General features: G+C 64.9%; 22 protein-coding genes. 14 read left to right on the top strand and 8 right to left on the bottom strand.

The genetic code is table 11. The features are described from left to right. Positions 1-35 precede the first annotated feature (35 nt). The 3 genes from JQ621_RS33470 (at position 36) to JQ621_RS33460 (ending at position 2690) form a co-directional block, all read left to right on the top strand. Entirely contained in the window at positions 36-1061 is a 1026-nt protein-coding gene (locus tag JQ621_RS33470) for a flagellar motor protein MotA (protein ID WP_212241347.1), read from the top strand. Between the two features lie 23 nt (positions 1062-1084). Next, the gene (locus tag JQ621_RS33465) at positions 1085-2113 is read left to right on the top strand and encodes a peptidoglycan -binding protein (protein WP_212241320.1); all 1029 of its coding nucleotides are present in this window, start codon (positions 1085-1087) and stop codon (positions 2111-2113) included. 130 nt (positions 2114-2243) lie between these two features. After that, a complete protein-coding gene (locus JQ621_RS33460) occupies positions 2244-2690 on the top strand; it encodes a GNAT family N-acetyltransferase (protein WP_212241319.1) in 447 nt (148 codons plus the stop codon). Between the two features lie 404 nt (positions 2691-3094). On the opposite strand, the gene JQ621_RS33455 is transcribed toward JQ621_RS33460, so the two are convergent. Next, positions 3095-4921 (bottom strand): ABC transporter ATP-binding protein/permease, encoded by a 1827-nt coding sequence (locus JQ621_RS33455; RefSeq protein WP_212241318.1) that lies wholly within the window; start codon positions 4919-4921, stop codon positions 3095-3097. Between the two features lie 199 nt (positions 4922-5120). Here JQ621_RS33455 and rpmE point away from each other — a divergent pair, with 199 nt between their 5' ends. Next, on the top strand, positions 5121-5348 hold the full coding sequence (gene rpmE, locus JQ621_RS33450) for a 50S ribosomal protein L31 (protein ID WP_011084323.1): 228 nt from the start codon (positions 5121-5123) through the stop codon (positions 5346-5348). A gap of 245 nt (positions 5349-5593) precedes the next feature. Here rpmE and rcdA read toward each other — a convergent pair whose 3' ends face one another. After that, the gene (rcdA, locus tag JQ621_RS33445; RefSeq protein ID WP_212241317.1) at positions 5594-6103 is read right to left on the bottom strand and encodes a protease adaptor protein RcdA; all 510 of its coding nucleotides are present in this window, start codon (positions 6101-6103) and stop codon (positions 5594-5596) included. Between the two features lie 528 nt (positions 6104-6631). After that, entirely contained in the window at positions 6632-6823 is a 192-nt protein-coding gene (locus JQ621_RS33440; protein ID WP_212241315.1) for a DUF1192 domain-containing protein, read from the bottom strand. Between the two features lie 114 nt (positions 6824-6937). Here JQ621_RS33440 and JQ621_RS33435 point away from each other — a divergent pair, with 114 nt between their 5' ends. Further along, a complete protein-coding gene (locus JQ621_RS33435; protein ID WP_212241313.1) occupies positions 6938-7936 on the top strand; it encodes an NAD(P)H-quinone oxidoreductase in 999 nt (332 codons plus the stop codon). Between the two features lie 135 nt (positions 7937-8071). Beyond that, positions 8072-10948 (top strand): EAL domain-containing protein, encoded by a 2877-nt coding sequence (locus JQ621_RS33430; RefSeq protein WP_212241311.1) that lies wholly within the window; start codon positions 8072-8074, stop codon positions 10946-10948. Positions 10949-11200: 252 nt separating this feature from the next. On the opposite strand, the gene JQ621_RS33425 is transcribed toward JQ621_RS33430, so the two are convergent. Further along, entirely contained in the window at positions 11201-11458 is a 258-nt protein-coding gene (locus JQ621_RS33425; RefSeq protein ID WP_212241309.1) for a DUF7662 domain-containing protein, read from the bottom strand. Positions 11459-11612: 154 nt separating this feature from the next. Here JQ621_RS33425 and JQ621_RS33420 point away from each other — a divergent pair, with 154 nt between their 5' ends. Further along, positions 11613-13109, top strand: a complete 1497-nt coding sequence (locus tag JQ621_RS33420; RefSeq protein WP_212241307.1) for a GGDEF domain-containing protein — start codon at positions 11613-11615, stop codon at positions 13107-13109. A gap of 192 nt (positions 13110-13301) precedes the next feature. Here JQ621_RS33420 and JQ621_RS33415 read toward each other — a convergent pair whose 3' ends face one another. Continuing rightward, the gene (locus JQ621_RS33415; protein ID WP_212241306.1) at positions 13302-14177 is read right to left on the bottom strand and encodes a UTP--glucose-1-phosphate uridylyltransferase; all 876 of its coding nucleotides are present in this window, start codon (positions 14175-14177) and stop codon (positions 13302-13304) included. Positions 14178-14383: 206 nt separating this feature from the next. Here JQ621_RS33415 and JQ621_RS33410 point away from each other — a divergent pair, with 206 nt between their 5' ends. Beyond that, positions 14384-15781, top strand: coding sequence for a lytic murein transglycosylase (locus tag JQ621_RS33410; protein WP_212241305.1), 1398 nt, complete (start codon positions 14384-14386; stop codon positions 15779-15781). 167 nt (positions 15782-15948) lie between these two features. Further along, on the top strand, positions 15949-17649 hold the full coding sequence (locus JQ621_RS33405; RefSeq protein ID WP_212241304.1) for an SGNH/GDSL hydrolase family protein: 1701 nt from the start codon (positions 15949-15951) through the stop codon (positions 17647-17649). A gap of 110 nt (positions 17650-17759) precedes the next feature. On the opposite strand, the gene JQ621_RS33400 is transcribed toward JQ621_RS33405, so the two are convergent. After that, positions 17760-18134, bottom strand: coding sequence for a CsbD family protein (locus JQ621_RS33400; protein ID WP_212241303.1), 375 nt, complete (start codon positions 18132-18134; stop codon positions 17760-17762). Positions 18135-18222: 88 nt separating this feature from the next. Next, entirely contained in the window at positions 18223-18960 is a 738-nt protein-coding gene (locus tag JQ621_RS33395) for an SDR family NAD(P)-dependent oxidoreductase (protein ID WP_212241302.1), read from the bottom strand. Positions 18961-19058: 98 nt separating this feature from the next. Here JQ621_RS33395 and JQ621_RS33390 point away from each other — a divergent pair, with 98 nt between their 5' ends. Together JQ621_RS33390 and JQ621_RS33385 are read left to right on the top strand one after the other, a co-directional pair. After that, a complete protein-coding gene (locus JQ621_RS33390) occupies positions 19059-19838 on the top strand; it encodes an SDR family NAD(P)-dependent oxidoreductase (RefSeq protein ID WP_212241301.1) in 780 nt (259 codons plus the stop codon). A 98-nt stretch (positions 19839-19936) separates the two neighbouring features. Beyond that, on the top strand, positions 19937-20824 hold the full coding sequence (locus JQ621_RS33385) for a TauD/TfdA dioxygenase family protein (RefSeq protein ID WP_212241300.1): 888 nt from the start codon (positions 19937-19939) through the stop codon (positions 20822-20824). Positions 20825-21033: 209 nt separating this feature from the next. Here the strand turns inward: JQ621_RS33385 and JQ621_RS33380 are convergent, their stop codons facing one another. After that, the gene (locus tag JQ621_RS33380) at positions 21034-21669 is read right to left on the bottom strand and encodes a YqgE/AlgH family protein (protein WP_212241298.1); all 636 of its coding nucleotides are present in this window, start codon (positions 21667-21669) and stop codon (positions 21034-21036) included. 142 nt (positions 21670-21811) lie between these two features. Here JQ621_RS33380 and JQ621_RS33375 point away from each other — a divergent pair, with 142 nt between their 5' ends. From JQ621_RS33375 to JQ621_RS33365, 3 genes are all read left to right on the top strand, one after another. Continuing rightward, positions 21812-22651 carry a protein-disulfide reductase DsbD domain-containing protein gene (locus JQ621_RS33375; RefSeq protein ID WP_212241296.1) on the top strand — a complete coding sequence of 280 codons (840 nt, stop codon included), beginning with the start codon at positions 21812-21814 and terminating at the stop codon, positions 22649-22651. A gap of 362 nt (positions 22652-23013) precedes the next feature. Next, a complete protein-coding gene (locus tag JQ621_RS33370; RefSeq protein ID WP_409334264.1) occupies positions 23014-24381 on the top strand; it encodes an oligosaccharide flippase family protein in 1368 nt (455 codons plus the stop codon). A 197-nt stretch (positions 24382-24578) separates the two neighbouring features. Then, complete coding sequence (locus JQ621_RS33365; protein ID WP_212241294.1) at positions 24579-25403, top strand: sulfite exporter TauE/SafE family protein; 825 nt, start codon at positions 24579-24581, stop codon at positions 25401-25403. Positions 25404-25591 lie beyond the last annotated feature (188 nt).

The following is a 25591-nucleotide window of genomic DNA, read 5'->3' as shown; positions in this document are numbered from 1 at the left end:
GTGCGGAGGCAAGCAAGTAATGGATGATCCCGGCCATGCCGTCAGGCGCCTCGCCCCGCTCCACCATCGAGATCGAGTACACGAAGCTGTCTTCGCCCAGCGTCTTCCTGGTGCGGATGCTGGTTTTCCTGGTGCTCTGCACCCTGGTCGGCGTGGTGCTCTACAAGCAGATCGTCCAGGCCTTCTTCGCCAATCCCGGGCTGAACGCGCTGATCGGGGCGGTGCTGTTCATCGGCATCGTGCTGGCGTTCCGCCAGGTCATCCGGCTCTACCCTGAAGTCTCCTGGGTCAACAATTTCCGCATCGCCGACCCCGGCCTCGCGCCCGCCCGGCACCCCAAGCTGCTGGCGCCGATGGCGATGATCCTGGGCGGCGAGCGCACCGGGCGGATGTCGATCACGCAGACGACCATGCGGCATCTGCTCGATTCGATCGCGACGCGCCTGGACGAGGCCCGCGACATCTCCCGCTACATGACCGGCCTGCTCGTCTTCCTCGGCCTGCTCGGCACCTTCTGGGGCCTGATCGAGACGGTCGGCTCGGTCGGAAAGGTCATCGACGGGCTCAAGGTCGGCGGCGATGCCGGCGCGCTGTTCGACACGCTGAAGGAGGGCCTCGCCGCCCCGCTCGGCGGCATGGGCATCTCCTTTTCCAGCTCGCTGTTTGGTCTCGCGGGATCGCTGATCCTCGGCTTCCTCGACCTGCAATCGAGCCAGGCGCAGAACCGCTTCTACACCGACCTCGAGGACTGGCTCGCCACCACTGTGCGCGAATATGGCAGCGGCGAGGTCGCGGTCGCTGCGGTCGCCGGAGGCGGCGGCGTTGCCAGCGGCGAGCTGCAGGCCGCCGTCGAGCGGCTTCGCGCCGTGCTCGAGGAAGGCAGCGCCAGCCGCGGCACCACCGCGGCGATGGCGAGCCTTGCCGAGGCGATCCAGGCGCTGGTCTCGCATATGCGCACCGAGCAGCAGATGATCCGCGAATGGGCCGACGGCCAGGGCGAGCAGAATCGCGAGATCCGTCGCCTGCTCGAGCGCATCGCGCGCCAGCCCGAGAAGAGTTAGCAATCAGCATTTGAGAGGCGAGCATGGCTCTAGCCCGCGGCCGCCGCAGCGAAGGCGCCTTCAACTACTGGCCCGGATTCGTCGACGCGCTGTCGACGCTGGTGCTGTCGATCGTGTTCCTGCTCTCGGTGTTCCTGGTCGTGCAGTTCTTCCTGTCGCAGGAGGTGACCGGCAAGGACAAGGCGCTGGAGCAGCTCAACGCCAAGATCGCGCAGCTCAACGAGCTGCTCTCGCTGGAGAAGCTCGGCAAGCTCTCGCTCGACGACCAGGTCTCGCAATTGAAGGCCGGTCTCGCCTCGGCCGAGAGCGAGCGCGACCGCATCAAGGGCCTCTATGACGGCCTTGCCGCCGCCGGCAACGACGCGCAGGGCAAGACGTCCGAGCTTGGCAAGGCGCTGGACTCCGAGAAGGCGGTCTCGGCGCGGGCGCTGGCGCAGATCGAGGTGCTGAACCAGCAGATCAGCGCGCTGCGCCGGCAGTTGGCGGCACTCGAAGAGGCGCTCGATGCATCCGAGAAGCGCGACAAGGAATCGCAGAACCGCATCGCCGATCTGGGTTCTCGCTTGAACGTCGCTTTGGCGCAGCGCGTGCAGGAACTGTCGCGCTACCGTTCCGAGTTCTTCGGGCGCCTGCGCGCCATTCTCGGCAATCGTCCCGACATCCGCGTGGTCGGCGACCGCTTCGTGTTCCAGTCCGAAGTGTTCTTCGACACCGGACAGGCAACCCTGCTGCCCGAAGGCCGCGCCGAGCTGGACACCGTCGCGGCCGCGCTGATCGAGCTAGACAAGAAGATTCCACCCGAGATCGCCTGGGTGCTGCGCGTCGACGGCCACACCGACGTGCGGCCGGTGAGCGGCGTGAACTTCAAGTCGAACTGGGACCTCTCGTCGGCCCGCGCGATCTCGGTGGTTCAATATCTGATCTCGCTCGGCGTGCCCGCCCAGCGCCTGGTCGCCGCCGGCTTTGCCGAATTCCAGCCGCTCGACACCGCCAACACCGAAGACGCCTACAAGCGCAACCGCCGCATCGAGCTGAAGCTGACGGAGCGGTAGTCGTGAGGGTCACACGATACTCACCCCACCGTCATGGCCGGGCTTGTCCCGGCCATCCACGATGTTCGGTCGGCGCTGATAGGAGGACGTGGATGCCCGGGACAAGCCCGGGCATGACGACCTTTGCAAGATGAGTGCGCTCCGCCTCCGCCCCTACGCAGACGCCGACGAAGCGGCGGCGATCGACCTGTGGCACCGCACCTGGCAGCAGGCCTATCCGCAGATTGATTTCGCGGCGCGGGTGGACTGGTGGCGCGAGCGCTGGCGGAACGAGCTGGTGCCGAAGGCGTCCATCGTGGTCTCGGAACAGAATGGCGTACTGACAGGCTTCGTCACCATCGATCGTGATGGCTATCTCGACCAGCTCGTCGTCGATCCCGATCACTGGGGCTCGGACGCGGCAAGGCTGCTGGTCGATGAGGCCAAACGCCTGTCACCATCTGGCGTCACGCTGCTCGTCAACAAGGACAATGCCCGCGCCATCCGTTTCTACGAACGCAACGGCTTTGCACATGCCGGCGAAGACGTGAACCCGACCTCGGGGCGGCCGGTGCTGAAGATGATGTGGACACCATGACGCGCGGCGATTTCGTCAAGGGTTGCGCGACGTTCCTCGGCGTCACCGTCGCCGGATATCTGTCAGCTGCTCCTGTCGATCGTTATGTCATGGCGCAGGCGACGAGCGCTCCGTCTTCATCGCAGTCGGCGCCCGAATCCTTACCAGGCCCGAGTCCGACACCAGCCCCGACTCCAAGCGCAGCGGCTTGCGTCGATTCAGACGGAAGCTGGAAGAACTGGCCGTACCCCAACGTGCCGATGGGCTCGCCGAAGTGCCCGTGAGATCAGCCTACAAGCTCCGCTGTCATTCCCCGCGCAGGCGGGGAATCCAGTACGCCGCGGCTTCTCGATTGATCACCACTGTCTCGGAGTACTGGATCGCCCGCCTTCGCGGGCGATGACACTGTCAGTAAGGTGAGAGTCTCACGCCCCCTCGAACTGCAACCTCGCCAGCTTGGCATAGAGCCCGTTCGCGGCGACCAGCTCGGCATGGGTGCCCTGCTCGACGATCCTGCCCTGGTCCATCACCAGGATGCGGTCGCAGGACAGCACGGTGGCGAGGCGGTGCGCGATCACCAGCGTGGTGCGGTGTTTCATCAGCTCTTCGAGCGCGGTCTGCACCAGCGTCTCGCTTTCGGCGTCGAGCGCGGAGGTCGCTTCATCAAGCAGCAGCAGCGGCGCATCGCGCAGGATGGCGCGGGCGATCGCGATGCGCTGGCGCTGGCCACCGGACAGCGTCACGCCCCGCTCGCCGAGCGGAGTGTCGAAACCTTCGGGCAGGCGGCGGATGAATTCGCTGGCATGCGCGAGCTCGGCCGCGCGCTCGACCTCGGCATCATCAGCACCGGGCCGGCCGAAGCGGATGTTCTCGCGCGCACTCGCCGCGAACACGTTGGATTCTTGCGGCACCAAAGCGATGCGGGAGCGGAAATCGCGCGGGTCGGCCGCCTTCACCGGCACGCCGTCGAGCGAGATCGAACCGCCGCGCGGGTCGTAGAAGCGCAGCAGCAGATGGAAGATCGTGCTCTTGCCGGCGCCGGACGGGCCGACGATCGCAACCTTTTCGCCTGGTCGCACGCTGAACGAGACGGCGTCGAGCACGTTGACATCGGGCCGCGCCGGATAGGCGAAGCTGACATGATCGAAGCCGACCTCGCCGCGCCCGGGCACCGGCAGCGCGCGCGGTGACGCTGGCGCCGCGATCTCGGGCTTCACGTGCAAGATCTCGAACAGGCGCTCGGCCGCGCCTGACGCGGCCGACACCTCGCCCCAGACTTCGCTGAGCTGGCCGAGGCCAGCGGCCGCGAAGGCCGCATAGAGCACGAACTGGCCGAGCCGGCCCGGCGTGATCGTACCGGTCAGCACGTCGTGCGAGCCGATCCAGAGGATGCCGACCACGCTTGCGAACACGATGAAGATGACGATCGCGGTGAGAACCGCCCGAGCTTGCGTCGACGTGCGCGCAGCCTCATAGGCCTGCTCGACCTCGCCGCCGAAACGCTTCGCGGCGAGCCCCTCGCTGGTATAGGCCTGCACGGTGCGGATCGCACCGATCAGTTCGCCCGCATAGGCGGACGCATCCGCAAGCGTGTCCTGCGCGTTGCGCGACAGACGCCGCACCCAGCGCCCGAAGGCGACCAGCGGCAGCACGATCAGCGGGATCGCCAGCAGCACGAAGCCTGACAAGCGCGGGCTGGTGATCACCATCATCGCCGCCGCGCCAAAAAACATCATCAGGTTGCGCAGCGCGATCGACACGGAGGCGCCGACCGCGGATTTGATCTGCGTGGTGTCGGCGGTGAGCCGCGACACCAATTCGCCGCTGCGCGCGGAATCGAAGAAGGACGGCGACAGCGACAGCAGATGCGCGAACACATCGCTGCGCAAATCGGCGACGATACGCTCGCCGATCGTCATCACGAGGTAATAGCGCGAGGCGCTCGCCAGAGCGAGCACGGCGACGACGGCGATCATCACCGAGAAGTAGCTGTTGATCAGCGCGATGCCTTCCGCCGTCAGGCCGAAATCGATCATCCGGCGCACCGCGACCGGCACCAGCAGCGTGGTCAGCGCGGCGACCGTCAGCGCAACGAAGGCAAGCGCGGCGCGGCCCCGATAGCGGGCGACGTAAGGCGCGAGCGCCATCAGCGGCCGCAGCCTGGCGCGGCCCTTCGCCTGCTGCTCGATCAGCTCGACTTCGATCGACGGGGTTTGTGCGGGCCCGGTTTCAAGCCGTTCGACTGCGCTCATTGGAATCCGTCTAAAAGAGAAACGTCGACTCCACATAGGCCCAGGCAGGGTGCGAGGCAAATCCGGGATGTCCCCTAGGTGGGATCCGGTTCTCCTGCCCCCGATGGCTTGTTTTAGGGGCTCCTGTAGGTTATAGACCGCGCCAAATCCGTCATTCGATAGCCACTCAAGCAAGGCGCCGGGCGCCCTAGGAATTGCCATGAAAGCCGAAATTCATCCGGATTATCATACGATTAAGGTCGTCATGACCGACGGAACCGAGTACCTGACCCGCTCCACCTGGGGCAAGGAAGGCGACACGCTGAACCTCGACATCGACCCGAAGTCGCACCCGGCCTGGACCGGCGGCAACGCCCAGATCATGGACCGCGGCGGCCGCGTCTCGCGCTTCCAGAAGAAGTTTTCGGGCTTCCTCAAAAAGGATTGATCCCAGCCGCAAGGTCTTGGACGAAAAACGCCCCCGGAGAGCCGGGGGCGTTTTTGTTTTTGGGGCGCTAGCAGACCCGTCATCCTGAGGCGCGAGTGGCGCGATGCAAAGAATCGCGCCGGGAGCCTCGAAGGATGTACGGCCGAGATGCAGCCGGGCCGTCGCCCTTCGAGGCTCGCCGAAGAGGCGAGCGCCTCCAGCGACAATGGCTCCGCCATTGCGCGGGGGTGACGGTTCGAAATTGCCTATCGCTCGAACGCGGCCTTCAGCGCGTTGAGGTGCGGGACCAGCGGGTTGCCGATCGCGATGTGATCGGCCGGCGGCGTGTGAATGCTGGTGTCAAGGCGACGCACGCGGGTCTGCAGGCTCATCGAGCGCTGGATCAGATCCTGGAGCTGCACCGGCAGTTTCTCGATGGTGTCGGCGGGGCCGGGATCGGCGGCGGTGAGCTTGACCTTGGTCTTCTCGCGATTGGCCTGGACCAGCGTCATCTCGCCTTCCTTCACGGCGCGGTGCAGCAGCAGCCACGAGGCGAGCTGCATCAGGCGCGTGGTGAGACGCATGCTCTCGGTCGCGTAGGTGAGGCTGACGGCGCGATCGAGCGCCTTGGCCTCGGTGCGGCCGGCACCGTCGAGATAGGCGGCGGTTTCTTCGACGAGATCCATGCCCTCGCGGAACAGGACGCCGAATGCCGCAGAATTGGTGAACCGCTCGCTGAGTTGAACGAGAGCGCCGTCGGCTTGCAAACGTTCCATGGTTAACGCCCCTTACGCAACTGTTTACCCACCCGGCTTTGGCACCGGCTTATGATGAACAAATCATTGCGCGGGGCGGACCGGGAGTCCAGCGACAAGCGTGGATATGGTTTCCGCGGGTCATTCCCCGGAATTCAACCGGAACGGGATGCCAAAATGGGAATGAAACACAAAAAAGAGCCGCCGGAGAACCGGCGGCTTTGAAAGTTGATAACAGGGAGGCGTCAAACAGAGTGGACAGGAGCCACTCGGTGTCCAAACGAGGACAGTTACAGTCATAAACTCGAAAGCTTAATCGAGAGTAAACGAACGATTATTTTGAGGGTTCGTTAGCCATGTCGTTCATTGGCCGAGCGGGGAACGCGGAAACAACCTCTCGTCGCCCCGGCGAGGGCCGGGCCCATAACCACATGGAGTAGTTGGACGGCGAGCTGGTAACTCCGAGTCTTCGCAAAACTATTGCTGCGGAGTATGGGTCCCGGCCTTCGCCGGGACGACAGCCATGATGTGGCGACTACGATTTGTGGCCTACGACTTGAAGATACTGTTCGCCGCATCGCGCGAGGCGCGCTTTTTGGTGGCGGCTTCTTCCAGTCTGGCGATTTCGGTCTTGAGCAAGGCGACGCGCTCGGTCAGTTCCTCGACCGACAACAGCGAGAGATCCTGTCCAATCTCGTGGGTGACTTTCTTGCGCGGACGGTCGTCGTCTTCGATCGGCATTGTCATTCCTCCTGCGTCCGCGGGCCGGACCACACGGCTGAGGCGGTTGCCAGCTCGAACCGGGCTGGCTAAGCAAAGGCCTCGCTCCCTCGCACCTTTGCTCAAGGATACATCATGGACAAGCTGCCCGCGCAAATGACCGTGGTCGCCATCTCCAAGCCCGGCGGACCGGAGGTTCTGGTGCCGGAACAGCGGGCACTGCCGCAGCCCGGCCCTGATGAGATCCTGGTCAAGGTGAAGGCTGCCGGCGTCAACCGGCCCGACGTGGCACAGCGTTCCGGCGCCTATCCGCCGCCGCCCGGCGCCAGCGACCTGCCTGGCCTCGAGATATCAGGTGAAGTTGTCGCGGTCGGCAGCAACGCCAAGCGGCACAAGATCGGCGACATGGTGATGTCGCTCGTCGCCGGCGGCGGCTATGCCCAGTACTGCATCGCGCAGGATGCCCAGGCGATGAGCGTGCCGCCCGCGCTGTCGATCCAGGAAGCCGGCGCGCTGCCGGAAACCCTGATGACGGTCTGGCACAACGTGTTCGAGCGCGGCGGCCTCAAGGCCGGCGAGACGCTGCTGATCCACGGCGGCTCCTCCGGCATCGGCACGATGGCGATCCAGCTCGCGAAAGCGTTCGGCGCAAAGGTGTTCGTCACCGTCGGCTCGCAGGACAAGATCGACGCCTGCCTCAAGCTCGGCGCGGACCGCGCCATCAACTACAAGACCGAAGACTTCGTCGCGGTGGTGAAGGAAGAGACCGACAAGGTCGGCGTCAACCTGATCCTCGACATGGTCGCCGGCGAGTATGTCGACCGCAACTATGATGCCGCCGCGGTCGACGGCCGCATCGTCCAGATCGCGACCCTCAACGGCCCCAAGGTCAGTGTCAACATTGCCAAGCTGATGGTGAAGCGGTTGACCCATACCGGCTCGACCTTGCGGCCCCGTAGTAATGCGGACAAGGCGGCGATGGTGGCCGCAATCGAGGCCAAGGTGATGCCGCTTTTGCGCGAGGGCCGGGTCAAGCCGCTGATGGACAGCTCTTTCCCGCTGGAAAAGGCTGCCGACGCACACCGGCGCATGGAGACCTCGGCACATATTGGCAAAATTGTGTTGGAGGTCTAGGCCGCTGGCCCATGGGCCACGCCGGAAACCCTTTGATTTTCCTCGCTTTCGTGGCATCTATCGCGACGCGCCGAACCAATTCTGTTCGGCGCGAAATCGTCTTTCAGAGTTTGCGTCGAACGCGGAGAGCTGACCTTGCGTCTGATCAGATGCCTCGCGCCCATCGCGCTGGGCCTCATGATTCTCGTTGCCGCGTCGCCTGCGCGCGCGCTTGACGCTGTCAGCGTCCGCAGCGACGCGCCCGCAATCGACCTCACCGGCGTGCTCGAGCATCAACGCAGCGACGCCGACCGCATCCAGGTCTCCACCGCACCCGGCACCGACGGCATCGTTCGCCGCATCGAGGTGCGCGCGCGCGAGGGCGGCCAGAACTGGGTGGTATTCGCGCTCGCCAACAACACGGACGACCAGCTCGACCGTCTGATCGTGGCGCCGCATTACCGCATCGTGTCGTCAGGCCTGCTGTGGCCCGACCTCGGGCTGTCGCGTATCGCAACCATCACGCCCTCGACCGGGGACCGGCCGGAGCGGCAGGAAAGCCCGACCGCAGACGTCTTCCGCATCACGCTCGATCCCGGCGCCGTTGTCACCTTCGTGGCGGAACTGCGCACCGACAAGCTGCCGCAGCTCTATCTGTGGGAGCCGGAAGCCTACAAGGACAAGGTCAACTCGTTCACGCTGTATCAGGGCATCGTGATCGGCATCTCCGGCCTGCTTGCGCTGGTTCTGACCATTCTGTTCGTGGTGAAGGGCAGCATCATGTTCCCGGCCGCCGCGGCGCTGGCCTGGGCGGTGCTGGTCTATATCGGCGTCGATTTCGGCTTCTGGGGCAAGGTGCTCGACATGTCGAACAACGCCGAGCGCATCTGGCGCGCGGCGGGTGAAGCGATATTGGCGGCAACGCTGTTGGTGTTTTTGTTTGCCTATCTCAATCTCAGCCGATGGCATGTGCGCTATTCGCACATCACGGTGGGCTGGCTGGCATTCCTCGGTTCGCTGGTGGCGCTCGCGCTGTTCGATCCGGCGGTGGCCTCCGGCATCGCGCGCATCTCGCTGGTGCTGATCGCCTTCGCCGGCTTCGCGCTGATCGTCTACCTCTCCACCCACGGCTTTGACCGCGCCGTGCTGCTGATCCCGACCTGGTTCCTCCTCGTGGTCTGGGTGGTCGCGGCCGGCATGACAGTCGCCGGCTCCGTCACCAACGACATCGTCGGCCCGGCCCTGCTCGGCGGCCTCGTGCTGATCGTGATGCTGATCGGCTTCACGGTGATGCAGCATGCCTTCGCCGGCGGCGGCGCCACGACCGGCGTCGTCTCCGACATCGAACGGCGCGCGCTGGCACTCGCCGGTTCCGGCGACCTGATCTGGGACTGGGACGTCTCGGCCGACAAGGTTTTCACCAGCCCCGAGACCGAAGCCCTGCTCGGCCTGAAGCGCGGCACGCTGGAAGGCCCCGCGGCCTCGTGGCTCGAAGTATTGCACCCGCTCGACCAGGATCGTTTCCGCGCCGCGCTCGACAGCGTGCTCGACCAGCGCCGCGGCCGCCTGGTGCAGGATTTCCGCCTGCGCACCCCGGACGGTCACTTCATGTGGTTCGCACTGAAGGCGCGCCCGGTGGTCGGCTCGGACGGCGAAGTCTCGCGCGTGGTCGGCACGCTCACCGACGTCACCGAGCTGCGCAACGCCGAGGAACGCCTGCTGCACGATTCCGTGCACGACAACCTCACCGGCCTGCCCAACCGCAAACTGTTCCTGGACCGGCTCAACGGGGTGGCGCATTTCGCCAAGACCATGCCGGCGCTGCGCCCGACGCTGATGGTGATCGACCTCGACCGCTTCAAGCAGGTCAACGATTCCGTCGGCATCGCGGTCGGCGATTCCATCCTGCTGACGCTGGCCCGCCGCCTGACCCGCATCCTGAAGCCGCAGGACACGCTGGCAAGGCTCGCGGGCGACCAGTTCGGCCTGATCTTGCTGTCCGAACAGGATCCGGCGCGCATCACCGCCTTCGCGGAGACGATCCGCAAGACCATCCGCGCGCCGATCGCCTTCAACGACCGCGAGATTTTCCTGACAGCCTCGATCGGCCTTGCGCTTTCTGATCCGCAAGTTCAGCTCACGGACGAGATCATCAAGGACGCCGAGCTTGCGATGTATCATTCCAAGCGCATCGGAGGCGACCGCATCGACGTCTACAAGCCGGCGATGCGCGCGCGGAAGACCGACCGCCTGACGCTGGAGAGCGAGCTGCGCCGCGCCATCGAGCGGCAGGAGCTGACCATCCTGTACCAGCCGATCGTGCGGCTGGAGGATCGCTCGGTCGCCGGCTTCGAGGCGCTGGTGCGCTGGGATCATCCCAAGCTCGGGCGCATGGCGCCGTCGGAATTCATCACCATCGCCGAAGAGACCGGCCTGATCGTCGATCTGGGCATGTTCGTGCTCGACCAGACCGCCAAGCAGCTCTCGATCTGGCAGCGCGCGATGCGCTCGCGCGAGCCGATCTTCGCATCCGTCAACGTCTCCTCGCGGCAATTGCTGCGCCACGACCTCATCCACGACATCCGCACCGTGCTGTCGCGCTCCTCGGTGGCGCGCGGAACGCTGAAGCTGGAACTGACGGAATCGCTGGTGATGGAGAATCCGGAGCACGCCGCCCAAATGCTGACGCGGATCCGCGAGCTCGGCACCGGGCTGTCGCTCGACGATTTCGGCACCGGCCATTCCTCGCTCGCTTATCTGCAGCGCTTCCCGTTCGACACCATCAAGATCGACCAGTCGTTCGTGCGCACCACCAACCGCGGCACGCGGCCGGTGATCCTGAAGTCGATCATTGCGCTGGCGCATGATCTCGGCATGGATGTGGTGGCGGAAGGCGCCGAGACCGATTCCGACGCGGTCGAGCTGTATCAGCTCGGCTGCGAATACGCGCAGGGCTTTGCCTTCGGCGAGCCGATGGACGCGGACGCGGCGATGCGGCTGCTGACGGAAGTGCGGCTGGAAGCGGCGAGCTAGCTCCGCGAGTCCGATATCAAGGGTGGGCGAAGGCGTACTTGCGCCGTGCCCACCATCGGCACTACGACAGAACTAACCCCGTGACCCTGAAGGAGGCCGCTTCTTCAGCGGCCCTCGAAGGGCGACGGCCCGGCTGCATCTCGGCCGTCCATCCTTCGAGGCTCCCGGCGCGATGCTTCGCATCGCGCCACTCGGCACCTCAGGATGACGGGTCCGGTAGCGCCGTGAGCAAAGGCGCGCTTGCGCCCCGGCTCACCTGCGCGGCCTCATCTTCGTGAACCGCACGCTCTGGCCGTCCGGCATCCGCACTGCCTTGAAGCCCGCGGCGAGGCAGGCTTCGCGCTGGGGCATCTGGATGTCGGGGCTGCGCAGGCTGTCCCACCATGACGCACGGTTGGCCGCACGCGGCAGGGCGGCGCCGATGATCTCCTCGATCTGTTCGAAGGTCAGGACAAATTCCGGCTGCTTCTGCCGCATCAGATAGTCGCGCAAGGCGTCGTAGTCGTTCACGATTGTCCTCTCGTTCGAAGCCCGGATTGGCCCGACCAGGCCTGCTGAAATTCGTCAGTTGAATAAACCAATCCTTAACTCATTGCAGCGTCGCCGTCGCCGCTTAAACACTGTGCAAGATTTCAGGCGCATCCGTTAAGGCCGGGAGCAAAGGATGCAGTCCGGATGGCGCGAAGCCAAGGCCCGCCGGCCCTGGCGTATTTCGGCGAAGCTGCTGATCATCACGTCCGTCGTGACGGTGATCGGCTTTTCCGCCATTTGCATCAACGTCATGCTGGACATGCGCCGCGGCGAAGAGGCGCTGGCCCGCCAGACGCTGGAAAACCTCGCCGCGTCCATCGACGCCGACATCAGCCGCAACATCGATATCTACGATCTCTCGCTGAAGGCGGTCGTCAGCAACATGCTGGTGCCCGAGATCGCCACGGTATCGAGGCCGATCCGTCAGCTCATCCTGTTCGACCATGCGACCACGGCGCGGCACTTCGGCGCCATCCAGGTGTTCGACGCCGAAGGCAGGCTGACCATCGACGCCTCCACGCTCGATCCCCAATCCGAGAACCGCGCCGACGAGGACTATTTCAGGATTCACCGGGACAACCCCGGGGCCGGACTGTTCATCAGCCGGCCGATACTGTTCCGCGGCGCCTATTCGATCGTACTGAGCCGGCGCATCAGCGATAGCGACGGCAGCTTCATGGGGGTGGTCGCCGGCTCGATCCGCTTCAGCTATTTCCACGAATTGTTCGAGCGGCTGAGCCTCGATCCCGAGGACACCATCACCGTGCTCAAGCGCGACCGCACCATCATGATGCGGCGGCCGTTCGATCTCGACATCATCGGCAAAAACCTGGGAACGCAGCCGGAGTGGAAGCCCGACAATCTCACGGCCGGCGGATCCTATGCCGGCAAGGGGCCGGTGGACCCGACGCCGCGCCTTTACGTGCGCAGCAGCGGCTCCGGTCCGCTGTTTGTCGTGGCGGGCAAGCCGCTGAGGGCCGTGTTCGCGCTGTGGCAGAAGGAAGCGCTTCGCATCGGAGCGGTGGTCCTGGTGCTTTCCCTGTTCGTGCTGGGCTCGGCGATCGGGCTCGCCCGCGAGATCAGCCGGCGCGCGGATGCCGAAAGCAAGCTCGAGGAGATGGCGACGACCGACGCGCTCACGGGCCTGCGCAATCGCCGCAAGTTCGACCAGGTCATCGAGACCGAATGGCGCCGCGCCATGCGCCAGAAGACGGAGGTCGCGCTGCTGATGATCGATGCCGATCACTTCAAGGCTTATAACGACACGTTCGGTCACCAGGCCGGCGACCAGGTGCTGGTCGGCATCGCCATCTGCATCTCCGATTCGGTTCGTCGCGCCGGCGACTGCGCCGCGCGCTATGGCGGCGAGGAGTTCGCGGTGCTGCTGCCGAACACGTCGTCGACCGAGGCGTTCAAGATCGCCGAGACCATCCGCGCCAAGGTGCTGGGCTGGTCCGACGGCGGCGCGGGATCGACCGTCTCCTGCGGCGTTGCCAGCCTCGCGCCATCAGCCGGCATGGACTGGGCCATCCTGGTCGCCGCTGCCGACAAGGCCCTCTATGCCGCAAAAGCCGGCGGGCGGAATCAGTCCGTGGTGGCAAGCCCGCCGAAGCTGTCGCTTGTGGCGTGAGCTTCGCTGTCATTCCGGAGAGCAGCGCGCCCAAGACTCAGCGTCGTCCTGGCGAAAGCCAGGACCCATTACCTCAGGGAGGTGTTTGGCGAAGACTCGTGGTTGTCGGCCCGAACCACGACTCCTCCCCGGAGTAATGGGTCCTGGATCGGCGCTCCGCTTCGCTGCGCTCGTCCAGGACGACGTGAGTAGCTACTGCCCCAGATACTTCTTCATCTCCGCGATCAGCCCCTCGCGCAGCTCCGGCCGCTTCAGGCCGTAGGCGATGTTGGCGCGGAGGAAGCCGGGCTTGGAGCCGCAATCATGGCGCTCGCCCTCGAATTCGACGCCGTAGAATTTTTGCGATTTGGCGAGGCCAATCATGGCGTCGGTGAGCTGGATCTCGCCGCCGGCGCCGCGCTCCTGCGTCTCCAGGATCTTGAAGATCTCGGGCTGGAGAATGTAGCGGCCGGTGATCGAGAGGTTGGAGGGCGCGGTGCCCTTGGCCGGCTTCTCGACCATGCCGTCGACCTCGAACATCTTGCCGCTGCGCTTGCCGACGCCGCAGATGCCATATTGGTGGGTGAGATGGTCGGGCACCGCCTCGACCGCGATCAGATTGGATTTCTCGCCGAGCGATGATGCGGTCTCGATCATCTGTTTCAGGCAGCCGGGCGTGTTGAGCACGAGTTCGTCGGGCAGCACCACCGCGAACGGCTCGTCGCCGACGATGTCGCGCGCGCACCAGACCGCATGGCCAAGGCCGAGCGGCGCCTGCTGCCGGGTGAAGCTGACGGCGCCGGCCTCCGGCTGGTTCTGCGCCAGAACATCCTGCTCGGCCTTCTTGCCGCGCGCAGCGAGCGTGGCGTCGAGCTCGTACATGCGGTCGAAATGATCTTCGATGACGTTTTTATTACGGCCGGTGACGAAGACGAAGTGCTCGATGCCGGCTTCCCTCGCCTCGTCATAGACGTACTGGATCAGCGGCTTGTCGACGATGGTGAGCATTTCCTTTGGCATCGCCTTGGTGGCGGGCAGGACGCGGGTGCCGAGGCCGGCGACGGGGAATACGGCTTTGCGGATTTTCATGTGATTGATCGAATACCTTGGAGCGCGCGGGAAAGGAGCAATGGCATCTTGCTAGCCGTTTTGCAGCCGTTAACAAAGGCGGATGTTGGGCTTGGTCTCGCAGAATTTGCGAAAAAGGTGACCAGCAAAAAATTCACCTTTGTTAAGATATTGGCAACCGTGACAAGGCCTGCTGATGGGCCGATTTTCGGCCGGACGGATAGGACATGAGGCAAGCGGTGGCAGGATTGGCAAGACGCGGGGGGATGATCACCGGCGCAACAATGATTGCGGCCGCGCTGCTGTTCCCCGCGTCCGCGCAGTCCCAGACGCAGAACGGCCTGTCAAAACTGTTCGGCGGTATTTTCTCCGGCTCGGACGCCGCGCCCTCGCCACCCGCGCCCGCCTCGGGCGGCGCCCAAACTGGAGCTCAACCTTGGAGCGGCGAGGACGGCGCCTCCGGCCATCCGCTGATGACGGCGGCGGCGATCCGCGAGGCGGCCGGCAATTTCGACAATTGCGTTGCCGGCATGTGGCCTGATGCCGCACGGCGCAACATCACGCAGGAGAATTTCCAGCGCTTCACGGCGGGGCTCACGCCCGATCTGCGCATCATGGACCTGATGGATTCGCAGCCGGAATTCTCCAAGTCGATCTGGGACTATCTCGACATTCTCGTGAACGACAACCGCCTCGCCAAGGGCAAGGAGGTCCTCGCCAAATACAAGGCGCAGTTCGATGCCACGGAAAAAACCTATGGCGTCGATCGCTACATCATCGCGGCAATCTGGGGCATCGAGTCCAATTATTCGACGCAGATGGGTGACCGCAGCGTGCTGCAATCGACCGCGACGCTCGCCTGCGTCGGCCGTCGCCAGGCCTATTTCAAGGACGAATTCCTATCGGCGCTGGAGATCCTCAATCGCGGCGATCTCAGGCCCGAACAGATGCGCGGGTCCTGGGCCGGGGCGTTCGGCCCGACCCAGTTCATGCCGACCGCGTTCAAGCGCTTCGCCGTCGATGGCGACGGCGACGGACGGCGCGATGTCGTCGACAATCCGGCCGATTTGATCGCCTCCACCGCCAACAACCTGAAGAAGGACGGCTGGCAGACCGGCCAGACCTGGGGCTACGAGGTCGTGGTGCCCCCGGGCTTCAACTACATGCTGGCCGACCGCGCCAAGACGATGACGATCGCGCAGTGGGAGAAGCTCGGTGTCAAGCGTCCGGCCAACCAGCCCTTTCCGCATCCAGCGGAGAAAGCCTATCTGCTGGCGCCGGCCGGCGCACAGGGACCGGGCTTCCTGATGCTGCAGAACTTCCGGGTCATCATGAAATACAACCCGGCCGAGGCCTATGCGATGGCGATCGGCCATTTCGCCGACCGCCTGCGCGGGGGGCAGCCCTTCGTGCAGCCCTGGCCGCGGCAGGAGCGGGAACTATCTCGCACCGAGCGGCTGGAGCTCCAGCAACTGCTGGCCCAGCGCGGCTTCTACAAGGGCACCCCGGACGGCCAGTTCGGCGGCCAGACCCGGGACGCCTTGCGCAACTTCCAGGTCTCGGTCGGTATCCCGGCCGACGGGTTTGCCACCTCCGACGTGCTGGACCGGCTGCGCGGGCGGTAAAATCGGCCTGAAAGTAACCCTGAACAGGGATTTTGGCCGCCGGCCTTGGGGGCAGCCGACCGGCAGTGTATGGGTCATAAATCTGCAAGAGAATTTGCCCGTTTGGCGCCCGATTCCGTTATTATATCGACCCAATCCCGGACCCCGTTGCGCGCGCAAAAGATCGCATGTCGAAGCCAAAATCCTTTTTCAAGGCGCTGACCGAGACCGGCCCGCTGATCGCGCTGGGGACGGCGCTTGCGATCCTGGTTTCGGTCGCGGGGCCGGCTTCGGCACAGTTCTTCAACTTCCCCGGCTTCGGTGGCCCGCCGCAGCGTCAGGCACCGCCGCCGCGAAACGGTGGCGGCGGCTGGTTTGGCGGTGATTTCTTTGCGCCGTTCCAGCAGCAGCAGCCGCAGGCCCCGCGCCAGGATTTTTCGCGCGCCCCGGCGCCCGCCAAGCGTGAGACGGTTGCGGACAAGAACGTGCTGGTGATCGGCGACGCCATGGCCGACTGGCTCGCCTATGGCCTGGAGGACGCCTACACCGAACAGCCCGACATGGGCGTGATCCGCAAGCACAAGACGACCTCGGGCCTGATCAAGTACCAGCCGAAGGGCGAGCCCTCGGACTGGACGGCCGCCGCCAAGGGCATCCTCGACACCGAGAAGCCCGACGTCATCGTCGTCATGCTCGGCCTCAACGACCGGATCTCGATCCGCGAACCCGTCGCCGACAAGCCGGCGGACAAGGACAAGGACAAGAAGAACGACAAGGGCGCGCGCGCCAAGCCGCCAGGAAAAGGTGAGGCCAAAGGTGACGCCAAGCCGGGTGACGCCAAGCCGGACGCTGCGGCCAAGCCCGAGGACAAGCCAGCCGACACCGACCTGCCGCAAGACGACGCAGACAACGCGGACGCACCGGCTGCCGCGCCCGAGAAGACAGCGCGCAATCCGAACGGCCTCTACGAATTCCGCGACGACCGCTGGGTCGAGCTCTACAACAAGAAGATCGAGGAACTCGCGAACGTTCTCAAAGCCAAGGGCGTGCCGGTGCTCTGGGTCGGCCTGCCCGCGATCCGCGGGCCGAAGGGGACCGCGGACATGCTGTTCCTGGATTCGCTCTATCGCGAAGGCGCGGCAAAGGCCGGCATCACCTATGTCGACGTCTGGGACGGATTTGTGGACGAAGCCGGCCGCTTCCTGCAGAAGGGCCCTGACTTCGAAGGCCAGATCCGCCAGTTGCGCAGCGGAGACGGCGTCTTCTTCACCAAGCCCGGCGCGCGCAAGCTCGCGCATTATGTCGAGCGCGAGATCACGCGTCTGCTCGCAGGCCGTTCCGGTCCGATCGCGCTGCCGAGCGAACCCGCCACACCCGACACCAGCGCCGAGCCCGGCAAGCCCGCCCCGCGGCCGCTCGCCGGCCCGATCGTGCCGTTGGTCGCGGCCTCGATCTCGACCGATCAATTGCTGGGTGGACCGGGAACGCGTCCGGCCTCGGTGGATGCGCTCGCGGCGAGAACGTTGGTGAAAGGCGAGCCGCTGGCCGCGCCAGCAGGCCGCGCCGACGATTATGCCTGGCCGCGCCGCGAAGTCGGCCGCGAGCAGGCCAAGGGCGACACGCCTGTTGCGACGACGGCGCCTGATGGTGGCGCTGCTGCTCCCGGCGCACCCGGCGCAGCCGCCGCGATCGCGCCGCCCAAGCCGCCCGCACAGAAGAAGCCGACGCAGCCGGCACAGGCGACGCCGTCCTTGCGTGATTTCTTCGGTTTCGGCTCGCCTCAGCCGGCGCCGCGCCAGCTGGCGCCAGCACCGCGCAACCCGAATCCGAACCCTGCGATCCCCCGCCCGCCCGGCAATGTCGGGCGTGCGGCGGAAGTGGTGCGGTAGTTATTGCATTCCGGGGCGCGGCACTTGGCGCGAACCCGGAATCCACTCAACAGCACTGATGCTCGCACGATGGATTCCGGGCTCGCGATACGCGCGCCCGGAATGACGAGCTAGCCGTAATAACGCCAGCGCGGAAGCGGGCGACGTGCGGGGCGCGACATCAGCAGCGCGAGCGCGAAGCCGATGCCGCCGGCGATCAGAAGTGAGCCGAGCGGATTGTCCTGCACCCTCTGGGCGATCGCCTGCGAACCGTCTCGCAAGGCCTCGGCCGGCTTATCGTAAGCGTCCTTGGCGTAGCTCGTGGCGGTGTCCGCCGCGTCACGGACGGCGTCCTTGGCCTGGCCGTAGAGATTCTGCACCGTGCCGGCGGCTTCGCGCGCCTTGCCCGATACCTGCGTCTGTGCATCGCCTGCAAGATCGCCGACGGCGCCTTCGGCGCGTCCTGCGAACTCCTTGGCCGATCCAACGATTCGATCCTTGTCCATGATGCTCCTCCTCGGGGGTCTGTCGGAGTAACTGATCAGGAGGAGCACAGTTCCACGCCATTGCGAAAGTGTCGCCCGATGAAGCGGGCTAAAGGATGAGCCCGCCATCGACGACCAGCGTCTGACCGATGATATAGGACGACAGCGGCGAGGCCAGGAACAGCGCCGCGCCTGCCATATCGGCCGGCGTGCCCAATCGCCGCAGCGGAATGCGCGACAACGCACCTTCGAGCCGCTTGGGATTGTCGGTCGTCACCTTCGTCATCTTGGTGTCGACGAGACCGGGCGCGATACCGTTGACGCGAATGCCGTCCTCGGCCCACGCCTCTCCCAGCGTGCGCGTCAATCCGACGGCGCCGGTCTTCGAGGCATTGTAGGCGGGATTGCCCATGGTGGAATGATAGGCCGCAGTCGAGGACACCATGATCAGCGCGCCCTTGGAATCCCGCAACATGGAATGAAACCGCGTCGCGCACGCCATCAGGCTCATCAGATTGACTTCGACAACCTTGCGAAAGCCCGCCATCTCGAACTCGCCGCGGCGATAGATCACCGCGCCTTGCGCGAGCACGAGGATATCAAGCCTGTCGAAGGACGGCTTGAACGCTTCGATCGCACTCGCGTTGCTGACGTCGAGCTGCGCATAGGCAAGACCGCTGAGATCGGAGCCTTCTTCCGCCTGATATTCCGCCGCGCGAGCGCGCGTGCCGCAGACCGCAACATCCGCGCCTCTGGTGCGAAAGGCTTGCGCGATGCCGTTGCCGATCCCGCTGGAACCACCGATCACCAGCACCTGCCTGCCGGAGAAATCGAGTTCGTTCGCCATCGCGGCCTCCCTTTCGTCTTGCTTGTTTGACCTGTCTGCGGATCGATGCCAGCCTCGTCAATCTCATGACAAGAAGCAAGAGACCGCGAGGAAACAGCATGTCCGGATTCAAAGAGCTCAGCCGCTCCGTGAAAGGCCTCACCGTTCTCGTCACCGGCGCGGCCAGCGGCATGGGACGTGCCACCGCCCGCGTGTTCGCTGGCGAGGGCGCGAACGTTGCCGTCACCGACTATGACGAGCACGGCGCGGAGGCCGTTGCGAGGGAGATCGCGGCAAGCGGTGGGACGGCGAAGGCATGGAAGCTCGACGTCGCCGACGGCGGCGAGATCAAGCGGGTCGTCAACGACGTCGCGGCGCATTTCGGCGGGCTCGATGCCGTCGTCAACAATGCCGGCATCTCCGTGCGCGTAGCGATCGACGACGAAACTTACGACGACGCCTGGGCCAGGGGCATCGCCGTGATGCTGACGGCGCATCCGCGCATCATCCGCGCGGCGCTGCCGCATTTGCGCAAATCGAAGAGCCCGCGCATCGTCAATATTGCCTCGACCGAAGCGCTTGGTGCCACCGCCTTGCATAGCCCCTACTCCGCCGCGAAAGGCGGCGTGGCGAGCCTCACCCGCTCCCTGGCCGTCGAGCTTGGCCGCGAGGGCATTACCGTCAACTGCATCTGCCCGGGCCCGATCCGCACCGCCATCACCGATCGCATTTCCGAAGAGCACAAGACCATATACGCCAAGCGCCGCACGGCACTCGGCCGCTACGGCGATCCGGAGGAGGTCGCGCATATCACGTTGAGCCTGTGCCTCCCTGCGGCATCATTCCTCACCGGCGCCGTGATCCCGGTCGACGGCGGTTTGATGGCGCGGAACGCGTGAGAGCCATGCGTGGCCGGCGTTGACAACGCCCGTTGCGGGAGTAGCTTTTTGCATCAACAGAGCGGGACCAACCGCTCGCGGTTCGCGGGAGAGACGCCATGACGATCGCCATCCGGCAGCTTCAGGAGTATTTTGTCGGCGAGGTTTCGGGCCTCGACCTGCGAAAGCCTCTCGCAGCGGATGAGGCGCGCGAGATCGAGTCCGCCATGGACAAATACGCCGTGCTCGTCTTCCACGACCAGGACATCACCGACGAGCAGCAGATGGCCTTCGCGCTGAACTTCGGCCAGCGCGAGGATGCCCGCGGCGGAACGGTGACGAAGGAAAAGGACTACCGGCTTCAGTCCGGCCTCAACGACGTCTCCAATCTCGGCAAGGACGGCAAGCCGCTGGCAAGAGACAGCCGCACGCATCTGTTCAATCTCGGCAACTGCCTTTGGCATTCCGACAGCTCGTTCCGCCCCATCCCCGCAAAGTTCTCGCTGCTCTCCGCGCGCGTCGTGAACCCGAAGGGCGGCAACACCGAATTTGCCGACATGCGCGCCGCCTACGATGCGCTCGACGACGAGACCAAGGCCGAGATCGAGGACCTCCTCTGCGAGCACTCGTTGATGTATTCGCGGGGATCGCTTGGCTTCACCGAATACACCGACGACGAAAAAGCGATGTTCAAGCCAGTGCTGCAGCGGCTGGTGCGGACGCATCCCGTGCATCGCCGCAAGTCGCTGTATCTCTCATCGCATGCCGGCAAGATCGTCGGCATGAGCGTGCCGGAGGGGCGGCTGTTGCTGCGCGACCTGAACGAGCATGCGACGCAGCCGGAGTTTGTCTATGTCCACAGATGGAAGCTGCATGATCTCGTGATGTGGGACAACCGCCAGACCATGCACCGCGTCCGCCGCTATGACCAGTCGCAGCCCCGCGACATGCGAAGGGCGACGGTGGCGGGGACCGAGCCGACGGTCCAGCAGCAGGCGGCGGAGTAGCGCTGCAAACCAACCGTCGTCGCGCCCTTCGGCGCGCGCAGATCCGGGATCCATAGCCACAGAAAGTGGTTTGGCGAAGACTAAGGGGTGATCAGTTACCGCAACAATTGCGCCTTGGGAGTGTGGGTCCCGGATCTGCGCGCGCTTTAAGGCGCGCTTGTCCGGGACGACAGCGAAGGATGGGACGGCAGCCGAGAGCGTCGCACCAGCTAGGCGTGCCCGGCCTCGTTCGACAGCATGCCGGGATCGATCCCGATCTTGCGCAGGGCACGGCTGTACTTCTCGTCGACGTCGTCGCCGAAGATCAGATCCGCATCTGCGTCGCAATGCAGCCAGCCATTGCTCTGGATCTCGGTCTCGAGTTGGCCCGGCGCCCAGCCGGCATAACCGAGCGCGAGGATGGCGTGCTTGGGGCCCGAGCCGTTGGCGATGGCGCGCAGGATATCGACGGTCGCGGTGAGGCAGACGCCGTCGTCGATTCGCAACGTCGCGTGCTCGATATAGAAATCGCTGGAGTGCAGCACGAAGCCGCGACCAGTGTCGACCGGACCGCCGGCCAACACCTTCATGCTTTCGGCGTTCTCGGGCAGCTTGATGTGCTCGCCCTTCTTGATGATGCCGAGTTGCTCGAGCAGCTCAGGGAAATCGATGCTGCCGGCCGGGTGATTGACGATGATGCCCATCGCGCCCTCGGCGGAATGCGCACAGAGGTAAATCACCGAGCGCTCGAAACGGGAGTCACCCATCACGGGCATCGCGATCAGGAGCCGGCCGTCCAGATAACTGGCCGAATTGGGCAGCGCACTGCGGGTGCTTTCGCCCGTCCTCTTGCCTGTGGGAGCCATCGGTGAAGCACTCCGGTTTCGATTCCTATCCTGATGTCGGGCCGGGCGGCTGTCAAATCAAGGCTTGCAGAGACGCGATTCAGGTGCATCCATCACAAGCAATTCAATGGTTTGCCCGAGAACGACCCTGTAAAGACGTGCCATGCTGAGAAGAGTTCCCCTGTATGCGGCGATCGGGGTCGCGACAAGCTTGCTTGCGTCGTTGCTGACGACCGCGGGCCATGCTGACGATGCGTCACCGTGGCAGCGCGACGGACATTCCGCGGTGCGGTTGCTGGCGGGATCGCGCAGCGGCGCGGTGCTGCTCGGCGGTATCGAAGTCCAGCTCCAGCCCGGCTGGAAGACCTATTGGCGGATGCCGGGCGACTCAGGCGTTCCGCCGCGGTTCGACTTCTCGAAGTCGGACAATGTCGAAGCCGTGACCGTGATGTGGCCGGCGCCGCTGAAATTCGACGACGGCGCAGGTGGTCATTCGATCGGCTATCACGACCAGATCGTGCTGCCCCTGCGCATCGTTGCCAAAGCCGCCGACAAGCCGGTGACGTTGCGGGCCGAGATCAATTACGCCGTCTGCGAAAAGCTCTGCATTCCCGTCGAGGCCAATCTCGAGCTCGGCTTCAACAATGTCGCCTCGACCGAAGATGCCAATCTGCGCACAGCGCTCGACACCGTGCCGAAGCCCGCCACGATCGGCGACCCCAATCCGCTGACCATCCGCGACGTCAAGCGCGACGGGCCGAAGAACGTGGTGGTCGATGTCGTCGCGCCCGCTGACAGCAAGGTCAATCTGTTCGTGGAAGGGCCGACGCCTGAATGGTCGTTGCCAATTCCTGATCCGGTCGAGCACAGCCCGCCCGGCGTGAAGCGATTTTCCTTCGAGCTCGACGGATTGCCTCCGGGCGTCAAGCCTGAGGGTGCCGCGCTGAAGTTCACGCTGGTGGGGCCGGACAAGTCTTACGAGTTCAATACGAACTTGGAGTGACGTTGTGGACGACGCGAGTGGGTTGCTCCGCTTGCGCTCTATACTCCGCTGTCATCCCGGACAAGCGCGCCCCCGGCAACGCGTAGCGTTGTCCGGTAGCGCGCGCCGATCCGGGATCCGGACGCCGCAGCAATAGTTGTGCGAAGATTCGAAGTTATCAGCTCCCGCTGCAACTTCTCCCTGGGGCTATGAGTCCCGGATCTGCGCTTCGCCCTCGACAACGCTGCGCGTTGTCAAGGCTCCGCTTGTCCGGGACGACACTGAGGGTGGCGCGACAGCGCACGCCCCACCCAACCGAATCTTAACGAATGGTTGCTAATCCCTCGCATATCGCAACATGCGGAACGCCCGGGGATCTCGACTTGGCCGTGATGGATGCAGAACCCGCAACGACCGGACCGGCCGGGCTGATCGCGCGGCTGCGCGCCAGGCTGACGGGCGGATCGAGCGAGGCGTCGCTGACGCGGCGGCTGGCCGGCACCATCTTCATCATCCGCGTCATCAGCGCGGGCCTTGCCTATGTCTCGCAGGTGCTGCTGGCGCGCTGGATGGGCACGTCCGATTACGGCGTCTATGTCTATGTCTGGACCTGGGTGCTGCTGCTCGGCAGCATGATGGACTTCGGCATCTCGGCGTCCGCGCAGAAGATCATTCCGGAATATCGCGCCAGCGGCGACCATGCGCTGCTGCGCGGCTTTCTCTCCGGCAGCCGCTGGCTGACCTTTGCCGTTTCCACGCTGCTGTCGCTGGCGCTCGCCGGCATCGTCAGACTGCTGTCGCCCTGGATCGATCCGGCCGAGGAGCTGCCGCTCTATATCGGCTGCATGACGCTGCCTGCCTTCGTGGTCGCCAACACCCAGGACGGCATCGCCCGCTCGCACGACTGGATGCAGCTCGGCCTGATGCCGCAATTCATCATCCGCCAGGCGCTGATCATCGGCATCACGGCGTGCGCCTTCCTGCTCGGCTATCATCTCGGCGCGACCGCCGCGATGATCGCAAGCGCAGGCGCGGTGTGGATCGCGATGACCGGCCAGATGGTGGCGCTGAGCCGCAAGCTCGCCGATCACATCTCAGCCGGCCCCAAGGCCTACGACATCGGCGGCTGGCTTGCCGTCTCGCTGCCGATCCTGCTGGTCGAGAGCTTTTACCTGCTCCTGTCGTACACCGACGTGCTGGTGCTGCAGCAATTCCGCCCCTCCGATGAGGTCGGCGTCTATTTTGCCGTCGTGAAGACACTGGCGCTGGTGTCGTTCATTCACTACGCGATGTCGGCGACGACGGCGCATCGCTTCGCCGAATACAACGCCAGCGGCGACAAGGCGCGGCTGTCGGCCTATGTCGCGCACGCCATCAGCTGGACGTTCTGGCCGTCGCTGGCCGCGACCGCCGTGCTGCTCGCGCTCGGCAAGCCGCTGCTCTGGCTGTTCGGACCGCAATTCGTTGTTGGCTACGACATCATGTTCGTCGCCGCTGTCGGCCTCGTGGTACGCGCCGCAATCGGACCGGTCGAGCGGCTGCTCAACATGCTCGGTCAGCAGAAGATCTGCGCGTTGGCCTATGCGCTCGCCTTCGTGATGAACGTCGTGCTTTGCATCGCGCTGGTGCCGCGGTTCGGCGGCCACGGCGCCGCAGCCGCGACCTCGCTCTCGCTCACCTTCGAGACCGTGCTGCTGTTCTGGATCGTACGGCAACGGCTGGGGCTGCACGTGCTGGCGTTTGGAAAATAGGTACTACGGAACCGCACCCGCCGGGTTCCCTCGGGGAACGACTCTTTCGCGACCGGCCGGCGAACAAGGGGAAATCCCTCTCCATCTGCAGCATGGAGCACGATTTTTCTTATTTGCCCGAAGGAGTTGCCTCTTTGGGAAAGTTTATCCTACGTCATATTGCCCTGATGACGAGATAAACCTAGATTCACCCGGCCATGATTGATCCGCTTTACGTCGCCTCGGGATTTGGCGTCGGTCTGCTTGTCGGGCTGACCGGTGTCGGAGGCGGCTCGTTGATGACGCCGCTCCTGATCCTGTTGTTCGGCATCCATCCGACCACCGCCGTCGGCACCGATCTGCTCTATGCCGCCGCCACCAAGACCGGCGGCAGCGTCGTGCATGGCTGGTCGCGCAGCGTGCATTGGCCCGCGGTGCTGCGGCTTGCCTGCGGCAGCATTCCGGCGAGCGCGTTGACGCTGCTGGTGCTTTGGAAGCTGGATCTTCGGAGCGATGTCGAACGCAATCTGGTCAATCTGGTGCTGTGCTTCGCGCTGGTCCTGACCGCGACGTCGTTGATCTTCCGCAAGTCGATCATGGAGCGTTATCGCCGGCGCATGGAGCAGGTTGACGACCGCACCATCGCGATTGCGACCGTGATCACGGGCGTCGTTCTCGGCGTGCTGGTCTCGATCTCGTCGGTCGGCGCCGGTGCAGTCGGCGTGACCGTGCTGCTGGTGCTCTACCCGCGCCTGCCGATGGCAACCATCGTCGGCTCCGACATCGCGCATGCGGTGCCGCTGACGCTGGTAGCGGGCATCGGACACTGGATGCTCGGCTCGGTGGACTGGGGTCTGATGGGTGTGCTGCTGCTGGGCTCGCTGCCCGGCATCGTCATCGGCAGCTACAGCGCGACGCGCGTGCCGGAGACGGTGCTGCGCGTGGCGCTTGCCAGCGTCCTGGTCGTGGTCGCCAGCAAGATCATGTTCGCCGAGCTCAACCTGCAATCCGCGATCGTGACGGCATTGGCCTGGAGCCATTGAGGCGGGAAGCTGTCGCCAAGCACTCAATGTCGTAGGGTGGGCAGAGCGAAGCGTGCCCACCACATTTCTCGATCATGGAATGATGGTGGGCACGGCGCTTGCGCACCTTTGCCCACCCTTGTATTAGCGCGATCGCTTATGATGGTGCCGTTCCGTGAGGAATGGCCCAGCCCGGGTGGCCGCCCGAG

The organism is Bradyrhizobium manausense, assembly GCF_018129685.1.
Taxonomy (GTDB): Bacteria; Pseudomonadota; Alphaproteobacteria; order Rhizobiales; family Xanthobacteraceae; genus Bradyrhizobium; species Bradyrhizobium manausense_D.
This window is presented reverse-complemented; position numbering and strand designations above follow the sequence as displayed.